Annotated in this window: 16 protein-coding genes; 3 read left to right on the top strand and 13 right to left on the bottom strand. The window is 39.9% G+C overall.

The genetic code is table 11. The features are described 5' to 3' along the window. Positions 1-66 precede the first annotated feature (66 nt). The 10 genes from MKY99_RS03630 to MKY99_RS03585 all read right to left on the bottom strand — a co-directional run bounded on the left by MKY99_RS03630 (position 67) and on the right by MKY99_RS03585 (position 8,939). Positions 67-1,053, bottom strand: coding sequence for an iron ABC transporter permease (locus MKY99_RS03630; RefSeq protein WP_339268704.1), 987 nt, complete (start codon positions 1,051-1,053; stop codon positions 67-69). Then, the gene (locus tag MKY99_RS03625; protein WP_339268702.1) at positions 1,053-2,012 is read right to left on the bottom strand and encodes an iron ABC transporter permease; all 960 of its coding nucleotides are present in this window, start codon (positions 2,010-2,012) and stop codon (positions 1,053-1,055) included. Before MKY99_RS03625 ends, MKY99_RS03630 begins: the two co-directional genes overlap by 1 nt. A 147-nt stretch (positions 2,013-2,159) precedes the next feature. Further along, positions 2,160-2,981: an alpha/beta hydrolase-fold protein gene (locus tag MKY99_RS03620; RefSeq protein WP_339268701.1), complete on the bottom strand. Its 822-nt coding sequence runs from the start codon at positions 2,979-2,981 to the stop codon at positions 2,160-2,162. Beyond that, a complete protein-coding gene (locus MKY99_RS03615) occupies positions 2,978-3,988 on the bottom strand; it encodes an ABC transporter substrate-binding protein (protein ID WP_076306684.1) in 1,011 nt (336 codons plus the stop codon). The genes MKY99_RS03620 and MKY99_RS03615 overlap by 4 nt, the downstream gene beginning before the upstream one ends. A 112-nt stretch (positions 3,989-4,100) precedes the next feature. Next, positions 4,101-5,213: a helix-turn-helix domain-containing protein gene (locus MKY99_RS03610; RefSeq protein ID WP_339268699.1), complete on the bottom strand. Its 1,113-nt coding sequence runs from the start codon at positions 5,211-5,213 to the stop codon at positions 4,101-4,103. A gap of 195 nt (positions 5,214-5,408) precedes the next feature. Then, positions 5,409-6,269, bottom strand: a complete 861-nt coding sequence (locus MKY99_RS03605; protein ID WP_339268697.1) for a hypothetical protein — start codon at positions 6,267-6,269, stop codon at positions 5,409-5,411. Beyond that, entirely contained in the window at positions 6,262-6,840 is a 579-nt protein-coding gene (locus MKY99_RS03600; protein WP_052404147.1) for a sigma-70 family RNA polymerase sigma factor, read from the bottom strand. The genes MKY99_RS03605 and MKY99_RS03600 overlap by 8 nt, the downstream gene beginning before the upstream one ends. Positions 6,841-7,119: 279 nt before the next feature. Next, positions 7,120-7,479, bottom strand: coding sequence for an NAD(P)H-dependent oxidoreductase (locus MKY99_RS03595; protein ID WP_339271481.1), 360 nt, complete (start codon positions 7,477-7,479; stop codon positions 7,120-7,122). Positions 7,480-7,509: 30 nt separating this feature from the next. Beyond that, a complete protein-coding gene (locus MKY99_RS03590; RefSeq protein ID WP_339268695.1) occupies positions 7,510-8,196 on the bottom strand; it encodes a nuclease-related domain-containing protein in 687 nt (228 codons plus the stop codon). A 245-nt stretch (positions 8,197-8,441) separates the two neighbouring features. Further along, entirely contained in the window at positions 8,442-8,939 is a 498-nt protein-coding gene (locus MKY99_RS03585; RefSeq protein ID WP_339268694.1) for a hypothetical protein, read from the bottom strand. Positions 8,940-9,200: 261 nt separating this feature from the next. Here MKY99_RS03585 and MKY99_RS03580 point away from each other — a divergent pair, with 261 nt between their 5' ends. After that, positions 9,201-9,428, top strand: coding sequence for a helix-turn-helix transcriptional regulator (locus MKY99_RS03580; RefSeq protein WP_076120142.1), 228 nt, complete (start codon positions 9,201-9,203; stop codon positions 9,426-9,428). 355 nt (positions 9,429-9,783) lie between these two features. Here MKY99_RS03580 and MKY99_RS03575 read toward each other — a convergent pair whose 3' ends face one another. Further along, positions 9,784-10,854 (bottom strand): hypothetical protein, encoded by a 1,071-nt coding sequence (locus MKY99_RS03575; RefSeq protein ID WP_339268692.1) that lies wholly within the window; start codon positions 10,852-10,854, stop codon positions 9,784-9,786. Between the two features lie 188 nt (positions 10,855-11,042). Between MKY99_RS03575 and MKY99_RS03570 the strand changes: the two genes are divergently transcribed. Then, positions 11,043-11,441 (top strand): (deoxy)nucleoside triphosphate pyrophosphohydrolase, encoded by a 399-nt coding sequence (locus MKY99_RS03570; protein WP_042184825.1) that lies wholly within the window; start codon positions 11,043-11,045, stop codon positions 11,439-11,441. Between the two features lies 1 nt (position 11,442). Continuing rightward, on the top strand, positions 11,443-14,340 hold the full coding sequence (locus MKY99_RS03565; RefSeq protein WP_042184824.1) for a DEAD/DEAH box helicase: 2,898 nt from the start codon (positions 11,443-11,445) through the stop codon (positions 14,338-14,340). A gap of 202 nt (positions 14,341-14,542) precedes the next feature. Here the strand turns inward: MKY99_RS03565 and MKY99_RS03560 are convergent, their stop codons facing one another. Together MKY99_RS03560 and MKY99_RS03555 are read right to left on the bottom strand one after the other, a co-directional pair. Then, positions 14,543-14,923, bottom strand: a complete 381-nt coding sequence (locus tag MKY99_RS03560; protein ID WP_156113051.1) for a DUF6438 domain-containing protein — start codon at positions 14,921-14,923, stop codon at positions 14,543-14,545. Between the two features lie 687 nt (positions 14,924-15,610). Further along, a complete protein-coding gene (locus MKY99_RS03555; RefSeq protein WP_042184818.1) occupies positions 15,611-15,856 on the bottom strand; it encodes a helix-turn-helix transcriptional regulator in 246 nt (81 codons plus the stop codon). Positions 15,857-16,011: the final 155 nt, after the last annotated feature.

The raw sequence follows: 16,011 nt of genomic DNA, 5'->3' as shown, positions 1-16,011 counted from the left end.
GATTATAGCATAATCAAGGCATTCTTTTTTTATTTCCAGTACCAATCACACAATAGCTTTTTTCAGTTATTCGCTTTTAATTAATAAATATAAGAAGTATGGAGCACCGATTAAAGCCACGATTACTCCTGCTGGTATTTCAGTATTGGCTACTACCATTTTACCAAGTGCATCTGCAATAACAACTAATCCTCCACCTATTAATAGGCATGCGGGAATCATTATTTTATGACCACGAAAGAGTCGTCGAACTAAATGTGGAACCACTAAACCTACAAATCCAATACTCCCACTAACGGCAACCGCTGGTGCCGCTAATAATACACTACACACTAAAAACCAAACGCGATATTTATTTAAAGATACCCCTAAACTAATGACTACAGGATCGTTAAGCCTTAGCACATCCAATATAAGATGATTCCGAATTAATAAAGGCACAATAATAAGTAACCAAGGCAGCATAGCATACACGTGACTCCAATTACTATTCCCTATGTTCCCTGCCAGCCACACTTTGATCATCTGATATTGCGAAGGATCTAGTACGAAGGTTAACACAATCATAAATGCGCTAATCGCAGCCGCAACAGCAATACCTGTATAAATTAATCGAATGGGGATAATGCCTTGATTGCGATCATAGGAAAGCAAAAATAACAGGGCCACAACAATAAAACCGCCCAATAGGGCATAGAATGGCTGAACATAAGTGTGTAGGCCAGTAGAGCTATTTTGTAACAGCAAAAATAACATCATGGATAATCCAGCTCCAGCATTTATCCCGAGTATGCCTGGGTCTGCTAAGGCATTTCGACTTATGGCTTGTAGCAGCATTCCTGCTATCGCCAACGCGCCACCCACTAGAAACCCCAATATCATACGAGGAATACGAAACTGAAAAAGTACAAGCTCCTGCCTCGGTGTTCCATTTCCTAATAGGGTCTGCCATAACTCTTGTAAGCTTAAGCTGCTTTGACCAGTAGATACACTATATATAAAGCCTAGCAGTAAAATGATAGCTATAATTATAAATTTCCATTTTAGCTTCACTATAGTTCCCGCCTTTCTTTACGTGCCAAATACAGAAAGAACGGAACGCCAATAACTGCAATTACAGCACCTACAGGTATTTCATAAGGGGAATTTACGATCCGTGCCACTAAATCAGCAAGCACAACAAGGATGGCCCCCAGAACTGCGGATAATGGAATAATATAACGATAATCTACACCCACTATGTAACGTACCAAGTGCGGAGCAATTAAGCCAACAAAGCTTACAGATCCGGCCAAAGCACATGAAATCCCAGCTAACATAAAGGCGGATAATAGTGAGAGATTTTTGATAAGCTTAATATTAACGCCTAGACCTTCCGCTGTCTCATCCCCTACAGATAATATGGTAATCGACTTTGAAATTACGATAGCAAGTAATAGAGCAAGGAGCATCCAAGGCAACATTTGCTGTAAATGAGCCATGCTAATGCCACTTAAACCTCCTCCATACCAAAAAGCCACCTGCTGTGCCACTGAAAAAAAGATACTTATTCCTTCACTTAAGGCAGTTAGCATCGCAGATATGGCGGCACCCGCTAGTACGAGTCGAATAGGTGTCATTCCTCGTTTACTTAATAATCCAACACTAAAGACTAAACCCGCTCCCAATCCTGCACCTAGAATACAGAGCCAAAGTGTGCCCGTAAATGTAAGCGTCGGCAGGAAAACCATAGCAATAACTAGCGTGACACCTGCTCCAGCATTTAATCCAAGAATCCCCGAATCCGCTAAAGGATTGCGACTAATTCCTTGAATAATCGCTCCACTTACTGCAAATCCAGCGCCCGTTGCCATAGCGGCAAGTACTCGGGGGAAACGAATCGACTGGATCACCTGATGAGTAGATGCCTTATCATCAAAAGCGATGATCGACATAAATACATCTGCAAAGGGTATTTTTTTCGCGCCAAGGGCCATAGCAAGCACTAATACGCCTATTAATAGGATGAGCATGAAGATTAGCAATAATAAAAAGGAGAACTTTTTCTCTCCTGTTAGAGATGATTTCTGAACATTTGCGGCCAATGTGTCCAACCCTTTCCCTTCACTTTACAAAAAGAGCCAGCCAAGGGCCAGCTCAGATGCAAACGAATATGATTTCTAACGCAAGTCAGAGGATGTGGTAAGCAAAAATTTGACGGCTCGACTAATCGCACCCGAGATTACGCTCACATGCTCCTCTTGCGCAAGCAATGCCCAGCTTACCTCGAAGCTTGGAATGTGTAAGGACATCATGCTGTTACATAGATCCAAGCTATCCTTGACCATATAATCCAGCTCTTCTTCACCGGCAATCATAAGTGTTTTAGGTAAATGACTTAACGTATTGCTGTGTAAATCAGCTTTAAAATTCTCATACTCATTTAATAGTGAATAATCATTCCACCAGATGGAAGCACTGCTTGCAATATAATGCGAAAACAAGGTAGGTTGTGTAAACAAGGCATGCAGAACAAATAATCCGCCAAAGGAATGACCAAACAATGCTTGCTTCTGCTTATTGATAACGAACCGCTGGGCAATGGCTGGCATTAACTCTTTTTCAAAAAAAGCTAGCAGCTCATCTGCCCCGCCAAATTCAGGCCAAGGCTCCCCGTTGGGACGTTTCGGTAAATTCGCAAGCTCGGCTGGCATAGTTAAATCATAGGTTCGACGCACTGTATCGAATGCCTCACCCCCAGGATAACCAATGCCAACAACAATCGCGGGTGGATATCCTTTAGGCTTACGCGTCAGCAATCGAGTGATTTCAGCAGCGGTTTCAAAAAGTCCATTCCCATCTAGCACATAGATGACACCGTAGCCATCTTTTGCGGGCTCATCCAAAGGTTTAGCAATAAAGATTTCATAGTCCTTATGATTAGCTTTACTCGTAATCAGCATCGTTTCATAGTTGGGCTTTACATACGGTTTGATGATCATGGCTTTAGGAACTTCACGATATCGTCCATCGTTTTTTGATAAGCAATTAATCCGCTGGATCTCCAGTGATCACCATCCACCTCGAACACTTTACCTGCTTGGACTGCAGGCAGCGCATTCCATAAAGGACTAGCTTTAATGTCTGCCAGGAAGGCATCTCCGAGACCATCATTATCATTAATAAAGATGTAATCAGCATCTAAATCAGACAGCATTTCCAGCGAAATATCCGCAGACATTTCACCTTCTACAAGAGTACTTTGAGCAAAGCCTAGCTCACTCAGCACATAACCTCCGTAATGGAAATTACCCACTAAAAAGATCGCACGCGCATTCGCGTTAATATAAATCGCTTTTTTACCAGCAGAAACGCTAGCTAACTGTGCTTTAGTCTCTTCTAGCTTTGTATTATAAGCAGCAATAGCTTCTGTTGCCTTATCCTCTAAACCTAGCAATTTCGCAATCGTTTCTGTTGCTTCCACTACGTTACCCAGAGCATTCTTAAACACATAAGTTGGAGCAATTTGCGAGTAGTTTTCATAGACACCATTTTGTGCATAAAACGCCGTTGGGAATATAATTAATTCCGGCTCCAAATCCACTACAGATTCTGGAGAGGGAATACCATTAGCGAAGCTGATTTCTTCTACACCACTTAACGTATCCTGTAGATATTGCTGCGGTCTTTCACCCGTGGACCATTGCGCTACCGGGGTTACACCAAGCGTTACTAAGTAGTCCTCTAGACCAGGCGCATACACCTTTTGTACAGTTCCGGGAATGTTTACTGTATTGCCTACTTGGTCAGTTACTACAAACGCTTCTCTAGCCGCTACTTCCGTTTCTTTTACAGCTGGTTCCTCCGTTGCGCTCGCTTCGCTAGTTGTTGCTGGAGTATCTTTTGCTTGCTGATTCGCTGTATTATTACTGCCGCAAGCTGTTAGTAGAATGGATAATAAACCAACCATTACAACATAACTTATTATCTTTGTATTAAACCCCTTCATGATTGACCTTCCCTCTTTCCTGTTTTCTCAATAATAATCATTCTCAGTATTGAGTGTATAAGAGATAGGGCTCATTGACCATGTAACATCTTATGATTCCTCATGTACATTTTCAAGGTATCATCATCACTGCAACTTCCTCTAGCATACGCTTTAAAGCCACAGGGGAATATTCGAACCACGGATCAGAATGAATGACATAGATTTGTTGCTGTTTAATAGCCTCTAGCTGTTTGAATCCAGCGTCTCTCTGCAAATGATGCCATGTTGCGCGTGACTCATCATCAGGGCATATAATTGTAAACAGCTTATCTACCTCCAACTCACCTAACTCATCAAAAGTAATCTCGGCATTATACAGACCAGGCTGCTCATAACTAGATACCGCTCCCAAATCCTGAAACAAAAGATGCTCGATGCCTGTATTGCAATAAGCAAAGATTTGCTGCTGATAAATACGTATAACTAGAACTTTAGGCGGTGTAGAGGTCCACCCTAACTTGCGACGAACGTCTTCCAATCTTGCCCTATACTGCGTGATCCATTGTTTCGCTTCTTCTTGTTTATTTAATCGGGCAGCAAGTTCAGTTAACGCTATTAAGCAATCTTGTTTATCATCCAACCAATAGATTGGAAAATGATCCTCTATCTGTTTTACCAGCTCTGACGACAAATCTTTGGGAGAAATAAGCAGATCGATTGGCAAATGCAATAGCTCATTGGGGCTGCAATAATTTTTGTTTTGGGTCAAGGTTACCTTATGCTCGATTTCTTGCGACCATAAATTATAGTAGTACGGTGTCCATTTTGCACTTAAGGGTGCAGCAAACGGAACTACTCCTGCCGCATGTAAATACCCCATCATGTTCCCAGTTACAACACCGATATTTGATTTTTGCTGGCTGGAATACATCGTTGGGGATATCCCTTCGACCTTTTTGAACACTCGGCTAAAATAAAACTCATCACTATATCCAACAGCCTCTGCTATAAACTTCAAGCGAACGTCTTCCTTTTGCAATAACTGTTTAGCCTTTTGAATCCGCAGCTGGGTAACGAACTCCATTGGACTTTGTATATATTCCTGTTTAAACGCTGAGGAAAAATAACTGGAACTAAGACCAGTAAGATCAGCTAAATGAGCCAAAGATAAGGGCTTCGTGAAATTCTTTTCTATGTATTTTCTAACCTCACTTAAATCTGTCTTTTGAGATTGTTTTTGCATTCTGTCACCTCTTTACTGCTTGGATGAATTTTATTAAAATCGCTGATTGATAATTATTCTCAATTATACTTTTGTTTTGGGAAGCTAGCAATGGTTGGAAGTATATAGCCTCGTAAAAAAAAAAGACGCTCAGGGGAATCCCCTCGCGTCTTCTTTGTGTGTATCTATGGGCATTTCTACCCTAAGTAGACCATCTTATTTTGAATCAACAACCGGAACGGAAGCTGGAGCTGCAACTACTCCTTCATTCTTCTGTAAATTCTCTTTCACTTCTTCAGTCCCTAAGGACTGTACAGGAGCACCGATGCTGAAACTGCCGATGATCTTCCCAAGTGTAGCTTTGTCAAAGTCTTCTTGAGCGTAAAGTTCAATGGTAAAGCCATCTTTTTCCCAAATCACAATTCCATTTGCAAAATAAACCTTAGTCCCGTTAATTACTTCTGTTTTCACTTCTTCTGTAGTGCTGATCCCATTGTCACCGCCCTTGGAGATTAGGAAATTAACAGCTTTATCCCCGGAGTTATACTGCACTTCAACCATGCTGGTCCCCTGAAGAACAACATTCACAAACTCATAGTCTGCCATCCAGGTTGGTGCCGGGAAGTTCATTCCAAGCTCCGCACGTGCTTCATCCAGGGTCAACTTGGGTGCAACCGGCAATTCAATGGCAACATTCTCCCCGCCTTTCCCCTCTTCAGATGGAGTCATTGACTGTGCAGCCGAAGGGATTTCCTTATCGTATTGCGTGATTTCGAGATTTCCTACTTCAAACTTTGCCATGATTGATTGGAACATATCCTGTGCATAGGAGGTTGCAGAGAATGCTCCACCTAGACAAATTACTGCACTACCAATCACTATTGCATTTCTCCAGCTACTTTTTTTCATCGTTATCCCGTCCTTTTTCTCTGATTTGAGTTCAAGAGCTCCATGGTCCAGCTTGTATACTAAACGGTTATAAATTCTTTCTTTGGCGGCTGTGTTATCCTGTTCAACATTCTCAAGCAGCTCTATGGTTTTGCTGAATTTTGTGAGATCATCATTTTTCTTATTCATGGTTGAATCCTCCTGCTTTTAAGGAAATATGCAGTTTCTTCAGACTTCTATGCAATACGACACCAATATTGGACTCACTGACGCCCATGATCTGTGCGACTTCGGAATTTTTCAGCCCAGCCCCATATTTCATTGCAATGATATTACGTTCCTTCTCACGCAGCTTGGAGAGCGCCTTAAACAGTGCTTGATTATTATCCTCACGAATCGCCAATTCCTCCGGAGACGGCTTGGGAAATATGAGCTCCAGCAAAGAATCTAGTGAGGTGTAGCTTCTTTTCTTCTGCCCTCGGAAGTAATCCGTCACAGCGTTCCTTACAATGGCAAACAGCCAAACCTCAAAATTCGATTTTTCTTCTGAAAAGCTGTAATACTTACACATCACCGTCTCAAACACCTGACTGCAGATGTCCTCTGACACGTGGTGGTTATTAATACGATAACTAATATATTTGTAAACACGTTTGTAGTACGTATCGTACATCCGGGTAAATTCCTCTTTTGACATCATGGCACCACGTGATCTTTCGATATTCTTGTAACGGTCCGCAGTACCCTGGATAACTTCCATCTTCACCCTCCTTCCACCTCACCTTCATCGAAAAGCTAAACAAATTGCGCAATTTGTTGTGAAGAAACTTACATAAGTTAATACGTAGAAAAGCCCAAACCATTAACAAATGTTTTGATAATTGTGGGATTAAGAAACCATCATACAACTTATAGTTCACCAAATGGAGACGGAGGACCTTTTTCAGCGATCGTTCATGGGGTTAATAATCACAACACAAAAAAACGCCACCCCGAAAGGCTGCGTTAATGTAACTCCCTTACTTACTGCTCCCCTAGCTTAATTAATTATTTTTGCAGGTGCAAGCTTTAGTAATTCTACATTTAGGCGTTGCTCTGCTTCCTCATCAATACGATAACCATCTGCTTCTAACCGTTCTATTTGCCGATCCAAGAAATAAACCGTATTTAAAATCTCAGCAGCACCCAGTACAGACAAGACGGGTTTTAATGCATAATCAACGGCTAGAAGATGGCCTAACGAACCCCCAATAGCAATAGGTACAATTCGCTTATCAACCAGCGCTTTTTGCGGAAGGAGATCTAAATAGGTTTTTAAGATACCTGTATAGGAGACTTTATAGATAGGTGTTAATACGGCAACAATATCTGCTTCTTCCACTAGCGCATTAGCCCTCAGAATCTCCTCACTGGCTGTCCAATAAACGAACTAGTTTTTTTGCTTTATATTCTCTACGTGAAGCTTGCGAATTTCGGCATCGGTGATATTAGCCTGAACTAAATGATTATATATCGTTTGGATCTGCACCGTAGAAACAGGAGGTTCAGGAGTTCCCGTTTTCAAACTGAGCAGTTTCCTAGAGATAAACTCACTTAGTTCCACATCATAGACAACCAGTTCGTCCGAGTGGATTTTCCGAAGGTTTGGGTCAATACTAAATCGACATCTCATAGTGAATGAAACCATAGAGATAAATTTCACTGCAGCTATACTTTGTATCAGACTCTCGATGGCCTTAATATGTCCATAGTTTTGCTTCAACGGATTATACATCTTGTAACGGTTGCTAACTGTCCATTGTTGGTCCGTTCGTCCACCTTTAATTTCACCATTGTAGTTCTTCGTCTCAATGACAAATAAGCAATAAGGGGAAATAACGATATGATCAATTTGGGTGTAACCTGTTCGAGACCTAGGATTAGGAAGCATTAGATCGCCTAACGATTTACACTCCTTAGGTAGCTGGTCAAGTTGGATATTGATTTTATGCTCACCTAACTCTCCTATTCGTGTAGGAGCAACCTTCGGTTTCGGCTTGGAGGTTGGTGGATTACGCGCAGCTTGTGGCGGTTTGGATTCGGATCTTTTAAAGAGAGAAAATAGAGTTTTCAGCATAATAGAACCTCATATGATCTAGATTAACAATAAGTATGAGTATTCGACAATATGGTAAAACATCCCTTTATTTGGATTATGAGTGGAAGTCTGCCCACATTTTAAATGAATAGCATCGAAAAAAACAAGAACTTCAAACATATACAAGAAAAAAGACTGTCGCATGTACAGTCCAAAAATAAAGTATGCGTTTATCCCCTTTGGTTCCGATACTTATGTATTTTCCGGCAGCTATAGGGCATGCCTTAGTCCGAGAGAGCTGAAGGAACAGTAAAGGCATTTGCAAGCTGCATGCCATCCTTTAGTCCTTGTAGATATAGACGTTCATAAAGAACGGCTTGCTTCAATTGAAGCTTATCCTCCCAGTACTCAAACTCTGGCATACGTGCAATGTCCATGGAGTCAAACAACGCTTGAAAAGCTTTGCGCTCTTCTTCAAAAACATGTCTAGGCTCGGATTGATGTTCAATCTGTGCGGTCACCTCATCCAATCGACCTTGAATTGTCTGTAAAAACCATACAGGAAAGCCCACCACATCTCCTCCAAGACAAAAGTTCAAACGAAAAGATGCTGTATGTCCAACTTTTTCTTGATACATCCGATTAATGAGTTCGTCCATCTTACGACTCTGGGCCTGAACCGCTTCATTACTGCTTAACGGAATTCCCTGCTCCAGTGATTTCTGTCCGAGTTCATTCAGCTTGCGCTTTTCCTCCTCATATTTGTACTTCAAATGTTGCATTGCACCCCCACCTTCTTGGAAAAGCTATGTCTGTAGACATTTTCATTTACACTGATTATGAATAGTTTTTATTTCCTTTTGTACGTATAACTTTTTTAAAGTAAATCTATTAGTGCCACTCAAGAATGGGATAAAAATATACGTTAGCAAGAACAATAAGTTTCTGAGTGTTACGCATATGAGTACCATACTTGGGAATATTATACGGTACGCTTATACGTATAGTCAAGATTTAAACTCAGAACAAGCGAGGAGATTCTAGTGGGAAAGAGAGTTATCGTGAAAATATCTCAGTTGACGAAAAAGCATGGTATCTCTCTACGAGAGTTGTCAAGAATATCCGATGTTAGACATGCTGCATTGAGCGAATTAGCCAACAATAAAAGAGAAGGTATTAACTTTAATCATATTATTAGAATAGCAGAGTCATTAGAGATTACCGATATTCGAGAGATTATTGATTTAGTTGACACTGGAGATACAAATTGACCAGTATACTGCGAGTAATCTCATGGTCAACTTTCTAGGAATTAAATATCAAGTTAAAAATCAATAAAAAAACGAGAATACCTGATTCTAATGCGTCAGATGATATTCTCGCTTTTTCGTCTTCAATCATTTACTCCAATATTTTTATCTGTATTTTATTCTTCCGCACCATCAGTATTATGACTCAACACGATCTACTACTACATTTTTCACAGCATCGCTCACCAACACAGCCACTCTCCACATGGGATGAATGTCCGGTGTGAACAACTTTATACGATGAATCTCCAACAAAGTTTGATATATGTCCGCTTACGAGATAGCGACTCTTTTGAAGCTGATTTACCTGATGCATTTACCGATCTTGGCTCTCCACAAACACTACCTTCTCACCCTTTATGAGTTCAGCGATAGAATAGTATCGTGCACCAGAGTTATTAATCTGCGGCTTGGGTAGATGCTTCAAATGAATTACGCCTTTACTACAAAGATTATAAAAACGATACTCTTCTCCCGGATGATTAAATCCATATCCACCATTTATACGATTTGATATGTATTCTTTAATTCTAGTAGCAAAATCTATCTGTACACCTTCTAATAAAGCGTTGAGAGAAGGAGACAAAGGATCGAGAACAACAATCTCATCAATTTTATATAGAAACTCCATTTCTCCACCACCACTAGATCTGAAAGTTATATATATTGGAGTTTTATATGAAAAACCCTTCGCAGTATGTGGGCACGCATGAATAAAGTAATTTTTCGTTAACTCATACGTCTTACCCGCAGCAACCGATAGAACTTCAACCTCGTAGTACTTCATTCCTTTTCTCACCCCTTTAATAAAATCTATAAATTCTGTTGCAACTGTTACATCCTCACCTCTTCTTTTCTCTTGACTAATTACATCATTTATTAATTCTAAAATGTCTGTCCAAGTAAGACTGACAAATCCAGTTTCAGGTGGATGAAGCACTCTATACTTTGTTAAAGTTACACCTACCTTAGGCACATTAGCATCGAGCGGAAAATTTGTTGGATCAAGATACGACTCCAGCTGCCTTGTGATATCCTTTTGCAGTACAGAAGCACTTACGCTCTTGGCTTCAATTATTATAACTAGTTTTTTAGTGTTTCCTTGAAACAAAGACAAGGTAATATCGCGTCTTATTTTCTTTTCTCCAGCTGATAACATTTCTGCGTCTACCTGGACAAAATCGATTCCCTGCTTAAATTCTGGATACTTATATTTAGTCAGACGATTAATTTCTTTTAAAAACAGCTGTATCAAGTTAGGATATCTTGAAAATAGGTATGAGAGTCCTTTGGTCTGCTTCGTCTCTGTGTCCCCATGTATCAAATCAAAAAAGGTTGAATGGTAATCCGTATTTCCTTCATGATAAAGACGTAGCATAGTTTTCATTATCGATTCTCCCATACATGATAAATAGGTTTCGTATTCACTAGATGCTATCATTCATTCGATGAATAGTCTGTCAGAAATCTTTCATAATATCCCTCAGTAGCCCAAATCCCCAAAACTATAATAGAATAGAGTTATAACGCATAATTGATTTCATAAATACTAAACTGCATAACCGGAGGGAACTTATGAAGAAACATATCTACGTAGTCGGAGCTGTCATCATCGAGAATAATAAGATCCTCTGTGCACAGCGCGGGGCTACTAAAGCACTAGCTTACAAGTGGGAATTCCCTGGTGGCAAAATCGAAGAAGGCGAAACGCCACAGGCTGCGCTTAAACGCGAAATTAACGAAGAAATGAACTGCGTGATTGAAATTGGTGAAGAGATTGAGACTACCGTGCATGAGTATGATTTTGGCTTTGTGCATCTGACTACTTTCTATTGCCACCTACTAAGCGGGACGCCTACCTTAACTGAACATGTTGCAATCCAGTGGTTATCTGCGCATGAACTGATGTCACTAGATTGGGCGCCTGCTGATATTCCTGCTGTACACAATATTCAGAAGAAGCTGACAATATAACATGGACAATCCTATTCAACATTTAAAAAGCACATTAAATTGGGCGTTTATTGACCATCAACAGGACTCTTTGGATCAATACAAGCCTAGGCTTCTAGTCAATAATAAAGAGACCAGCGATTTTGTTCTTACTCCTTTGCTCGAAGAACTGGATCGCTGCCAGTCCTTTATTTTTTCCGTTGCTTTTATTACAGAGAGTGGACTAGCCACCTTGAAGTCGCATTTGGCTGATCTAAAAATGCGCGGGATAACAGGCAAAATCCTAACCTCAAATTATCTGAACTTCAATCAACCCAAAATCTATAAAGAGCTACTAAAAATCACAAATGTTAGCGTGCGCTTGACGGATCTAAGTGGATTTCATGCCAAAGGATACGTTTTTGAGCATGAAGATCATTCCACTATCATTATGGGAAGCTCCAACCTGACCGCTGCTGCATTAAAAGCCAACTATGAATGGAATGTGAAGCTAACCTCTTTTAAGCACGGGGGTCTACTGGGGCAGTTTCATAATGAATTCGAAAAAGTATGGGAAACTGCTGTCCCACTGACGGATAGATGGATCGAAGCTTATCAAGTTCTCTATGATGGGGTTCAAAAAGCAAACCATAACCATCAATTGACGCTACCCTTGATTCCTGAAGCGATCCCGCAAACTGTCTTTAGTACAATTTCACCCAATAAAATGCAGCTAAGTGCACTAAAGAATTTGCAAGCTCTTCGCAGCACCGGAGCACATCGAGGATTGGTTATTTCGGCAACAGGAACAGGAAAAACCTATCTCTCTGCTTTTGACGCAAAGAACTTCGCACCAAGTCGAATGCTATTTATTGCACATCGAGAACAAATTTTGCACAAGGCTATGACTGATTATCAACGAATTATGGGGGGAAGAGATAGCGACTACGGTATTTTATCCGGTAACAGTAGAGATACAAATGCGAAATACCTTTTTGCCACCATCCAGACGATTTCTAAAGAATTAACTTTAGCAAATTTTGATCCTAAGGTATTTGACTACATATTGATTGACGAAGTCCACAAAGCTGGAGCCAATTCTTATCTTAAAGTTATTGAGCATTTTAAACCAAAATTCCTGCTTGGCATGACTGCAACTCCAGAACGAACGGATGACTTTAATATCTACGAGTTATTCGACTATAATATTGCCTACGAGATTCGTCTGCAGGAAGCTTTGGAAGAAGATATGCTGTGTCCATTTCACTATTTTGGCGTCACTGACTTTGAATACAACGACCGAATGATCGACGATACAACGATGCTCTCTCAATTGGTTACGAACGAAAGGGTTTCTTACCTAATCGAGAAAATGGAATATTACGGACACTCCGGCGAAACGGTAAAAGGATTAATCTTTTGTAGTCGTAAAGAAGAAACCTTAGAGCTATCCCGCATGTTAAATGCAAGGGGTTATCGCACAAAAGCATTAACAGGAGATGACTCTCAGGAAGTCCGTATGCAGTGTGTAACAGATCTTGAAGCGGGAAATCTCGACTATATTCTAACGGTAGACATTTTTAACGAAGGTATCGATATTCCTTGTATTAACCAGGTCGTAATGCTGCGTCAAACCCAATCTAGCATTGTATTTGTTCAGCAGTTAGGACGCGGTCTTCGTAAACACTCGGATAAAGAGTTCGTCACTATCATCGACTTTATAGGTAACTACAAGAACAACTATTTGATTCCGGTAGCCCTCTCCGGAGATAGGTCGCAGAACAAGGACAATATCCGTCGTCATATGAAGGACACCAGTTATATTAAAGGCGTCTCAACAATCAATTTCGAAGAGATTGCAAGGCAACAAATTTACCGCTCGATTAGCAACAGCAATTTAACAGCGCTTAAAATTCTTAGAGAAGAATATTTCCAACTCAAAAATAGGTTGAATCGAATCCCCCGATTAATCGATTTCCTTGACAACGATTCGATCGATCCACTGATCTTTACTGAGGAACACTTTAGCTATTATCACTTTTTGCAGAGAATCAATGAAACCGTGCCACATCTATCCGAACAAGAGAAAATGATTATAATGATGATGTCCGCCGAGATTCTTAATGGAAAACGCAAACATGAGATCCTACTGTTAAAGCTACTATTAGTAAATGATCAGGTTACATATGAAGAATACATAAATGCCCTGCAAGAAAGTGGTTGCTCAACAGATTCCGAAACGATCGATTCAGCAAAACGTATTCTCGACTTGTCTTTTTTCACTGAAGCGATGAGGAAGAAATATGGTAATGCCGCTATCGTAGAGTTCATTGCAGATCAGAATTTTGCATTTCATCCGAAGATGGCACAGTCCTTACAGAACAACGCTTATTTTAGAGAAATAATCACAGATATTGTTCAAACCGCAATTCACAAAAATGAGCAGTATGTATGCAGCGAGCCACTGACTCTGTATCAAAAATACTCCCGCAAAGATACCTGCAAATTATTGAATTGGCATAGCGACGAAAGCTCTACCATGTACGGATACAAGACGAAGCACCAGACCTGCCCGATCTTTGTAACGTATCACAAGCATGACGAGGTCGAAGCAAGTACGAACTATCAGGAGGAATTTGTGAGTCCAGAGATTCTGAAGTGGTCCACAAGAAGTAGACGAACCCTTGAATCCGATGAGGTTAGAACGATACTTGAGGCAGACCAACGAAACATCGACCTTCATGTATTTGTGAAAAAAGACGATGCGGACGGAACGGAGTTTTATTATCTGGGTAAAGCACATCCTGATCAAGAAAGTGCTGTTCAGGCGTCTATGGTTGACAAGAATGATACTTCCATATCGGTTGTGCATATGGATTTGGTATTGGAGCATTCGGTGGAGAGTAAATTGTATGGGTATTTAACTCGGAGTTTTAATTAGAGTATGCTAGTTCAATAAATTCCGCCAAATGACTGAACAATTTCATAATTATGAATTCTAAAACGTATAGCCGCAAAAAAATTGCATTCTCTCATTTTTTGGAGGATGCTTTTTTTACAAATATTTCACAATAGATTTATGTTCTCATGAAGAACGCTCCGGATGATAAGATGAGAAACTATATACCGGGCAATAAATTCCATTAAACCTTAGTCAATTTACTTTGATCGAACAGCCACAAAATTAATCTAGTAATAGCCCTCAGCTCAGGTGGCTCAACCCCAATAACCACTCTAGCCTTCTTTGTCCACGTGCCCCTGTGAACGGTAATAGTTGCAATTTCACAATCAACGCCATAAATTGGTCTATCATAATTAAGATCATCAAACCGTTGCCTTTCAATATGAGCAAGCAATTTCAGTACTTTCTTTGGATGAATAAAACCTTCATATTTCCCATTCAATTCACGACTGATATGTACACCCTCAAATTCAAGTTTACCATTCGAATACATGTGGAATTCAAAAAATTGCCCAATCCCAAAACTCTCGAATCCAATCCCTGTTATCTCTTGTTTCGTCATCCCTTGGACACAACCCATTCTGAAATATCCGGTATCTTACCATAGAAAGATAGGATTACCGATCAAGCAACCAACTTCTTAAGCACTTTCCCAAATCATCAAATTGTGTTGTAAAGCTTTCTATTTCACCTTTAAGTATTTCGATCTCAAACATAGGTTGTTCCACAGAGTTCACCTTCGTATTCTTTCCTTCTAATTCCTTATGTGTCTGACAATACGAAGAAGAACCACTAGCATAACTTTATGAATCGTAACTACTGTTACAGCTTGAAGATGAGTTACCATTAATACTTGATGAGTGATAATAGTGACTTTGATTTATAAGAATAAGTGGGCTCAAATGATTCGAGCGATCCAGTAGATCAACTAGTAGATAATGAGTCGATTTCATTTTTGGAGGGACGTATTCACCTCACCTAAGATAACCGTCTTCTCTCTATAATCAGAAGAACAATGTAGACTACAAGTGCACCAACAAAAAGGTAATCATAGACCATTTTAAAAGTAGATACGCTAAACTTATACCTGGTATCAATTAATGTGATACTAGTGTAGCCTATAAAAAGCAAAGAAAAAGCATAATTAAGCGGTCTATTTGTAATAATGTTCCATCTCTCATCTTTTCCTTCTCTGATAAGAAATATGAGATTTATTAGCATGCCCAACATAATAATCACCGCTATCAAGCTACTCATCTTTGTTCCCCCCCTCATCTTCCTCATAAGGCTCAAAATTAAATACGTCATTAAGATCCTTTTGGAATATATATGCTATGGAAAATGCAAGCTCCAGCGAAGGAATGAATTTGTTATTTTCAATCGCAGCAATAGTTTGTCTTGTTACACCTAGTTCTTTAGCTAACTCGGTCTGTGACCACCTCTTCTCGGCTCGTAGTAAATATACCTTGTTTTTCACTATTCCAAAATAATACATATATAGGAACCCCCTTCGAATTCATTGTAATACGAAGCACACAAAATGTAAAGTTAATATAACATTTTGTTTTGAATATAAAACAAAATGTTATAAAACCCCAAAAAAATAAATTGAAAACTATATCAACCAAACAACAAAAAAAGCGAATTCAG

This window comes from Paenibacillus sp. FSL R5-0470 (assembly GCF_037975205.1).
Classification (GTDB): Bacteria; Bacillota; Bacilli; order Paenibacillales; family Paenibacillaceae; genus Paenibacillus_AQ.
Note: the sequence above shows the minus strand (reverse complement) of the source record. Positions and strands in the feature narration are given on the sequence as shown.

What these genes read in the sequence shown, in the direction of transcription:
- MKY99_RS03625 (WP_339268702.1), bottom strand. Translation starts at nt 2,012, where the DNA reads ATGCTCATCCTATTAATAGGCGTATTAGTGCTTGCTATGGCCCTTGGC.
- MKY99_RS03620 (WP_339268701.1), bottom strand. Translation starts at nt 2,981, where the DNA reads ATGATCATCAAACCGTATGTAAAGCCCAACTATGAAACGATGCTGATT.
- MKY99_RS03615 (WP_076306684.1), bottom strand. Translation starts at nt 3,988, where the DNA reads ATGAAGGGGTTTAATACAAAGATAATAAGTTATGTTGTAATGGTTGGT.
- MKY99_RS03610 (WP_339268699.1), bottom strand. Translation starts at nt 5,213, where the DNA reads ATGCAAAAACAATCTCAAAAGACAGATTTAAGTGAGGTTAGAAAATAC.
- MKY99_RS03605 (WP_339268697.1), bottom strand. Translation starts at nt 6,269, where the DNA reads ATGAATAAGAAAAATGATGATCTCACAAAATTCAGCAAAACCATAGAG.
- MKY99_RS03600 (WP_052404147.1), bottom strand. Translation starts at nt 6,840, where the DNA reads ATGGAAGTTATCCAGGGTACTGCGGACCGTTACAAGAATATCGAAAGA.
- MKY99_RS03590 (WP_339268695.1), bottom strand. Translation starts at nt 8,196, where the DNA reads ATGCTGAAAACTCTATTTTCTCTCTTTAAAAGATCCGAATCCAAACCG.
- MKY99_RS03585 (WP_339268694.1), bottom strand. Translation starts at nt 8,939, where the DNA reads ATGCAACATTTGAAGTACAAATATGAGGAGGAAAAGCGCAAGCTGAAT.
- MKY99_RS03575 (WP_339268692.1), bottom strand. Translation starts at nt 10,854, where the DNA reads ATGAAAACTATGCTACGTCTTTATCATGAAGGAAATACGGATTACCAT.
- MKY99_RS03570 (WP_042184825.1), top strand. Translation starts at nt 11,043, where the DNA reads ATGAAGAAACATATCTACGTAGTCGGAGCTGTCATCATCGAGAATAAT.
- MKY99_RS03565 (WP_042184824.1), top strand. Translation starts at nt 11,443, where the DNA reads ATGGACAATCCTATTCAACATTTAAAAAGCACATTAAATTGGGCGTTT.
- MKY99_RS03560 (WP_156113051.1), bottom strand. Translation starts at nt 14,923, where the DNA reads ATGACGAAACAAGAGATAACAGGGATTGGATTCGAGAGTTTTGGGATT.
- MKY99_RS03555 (WP_042184818.1), bottom strand. Translation starts at nt 15,856, where the DNA reads ATGTATTATTTTGGAATAGTGAAAAACAAGGTATATTTACTACGAGCC.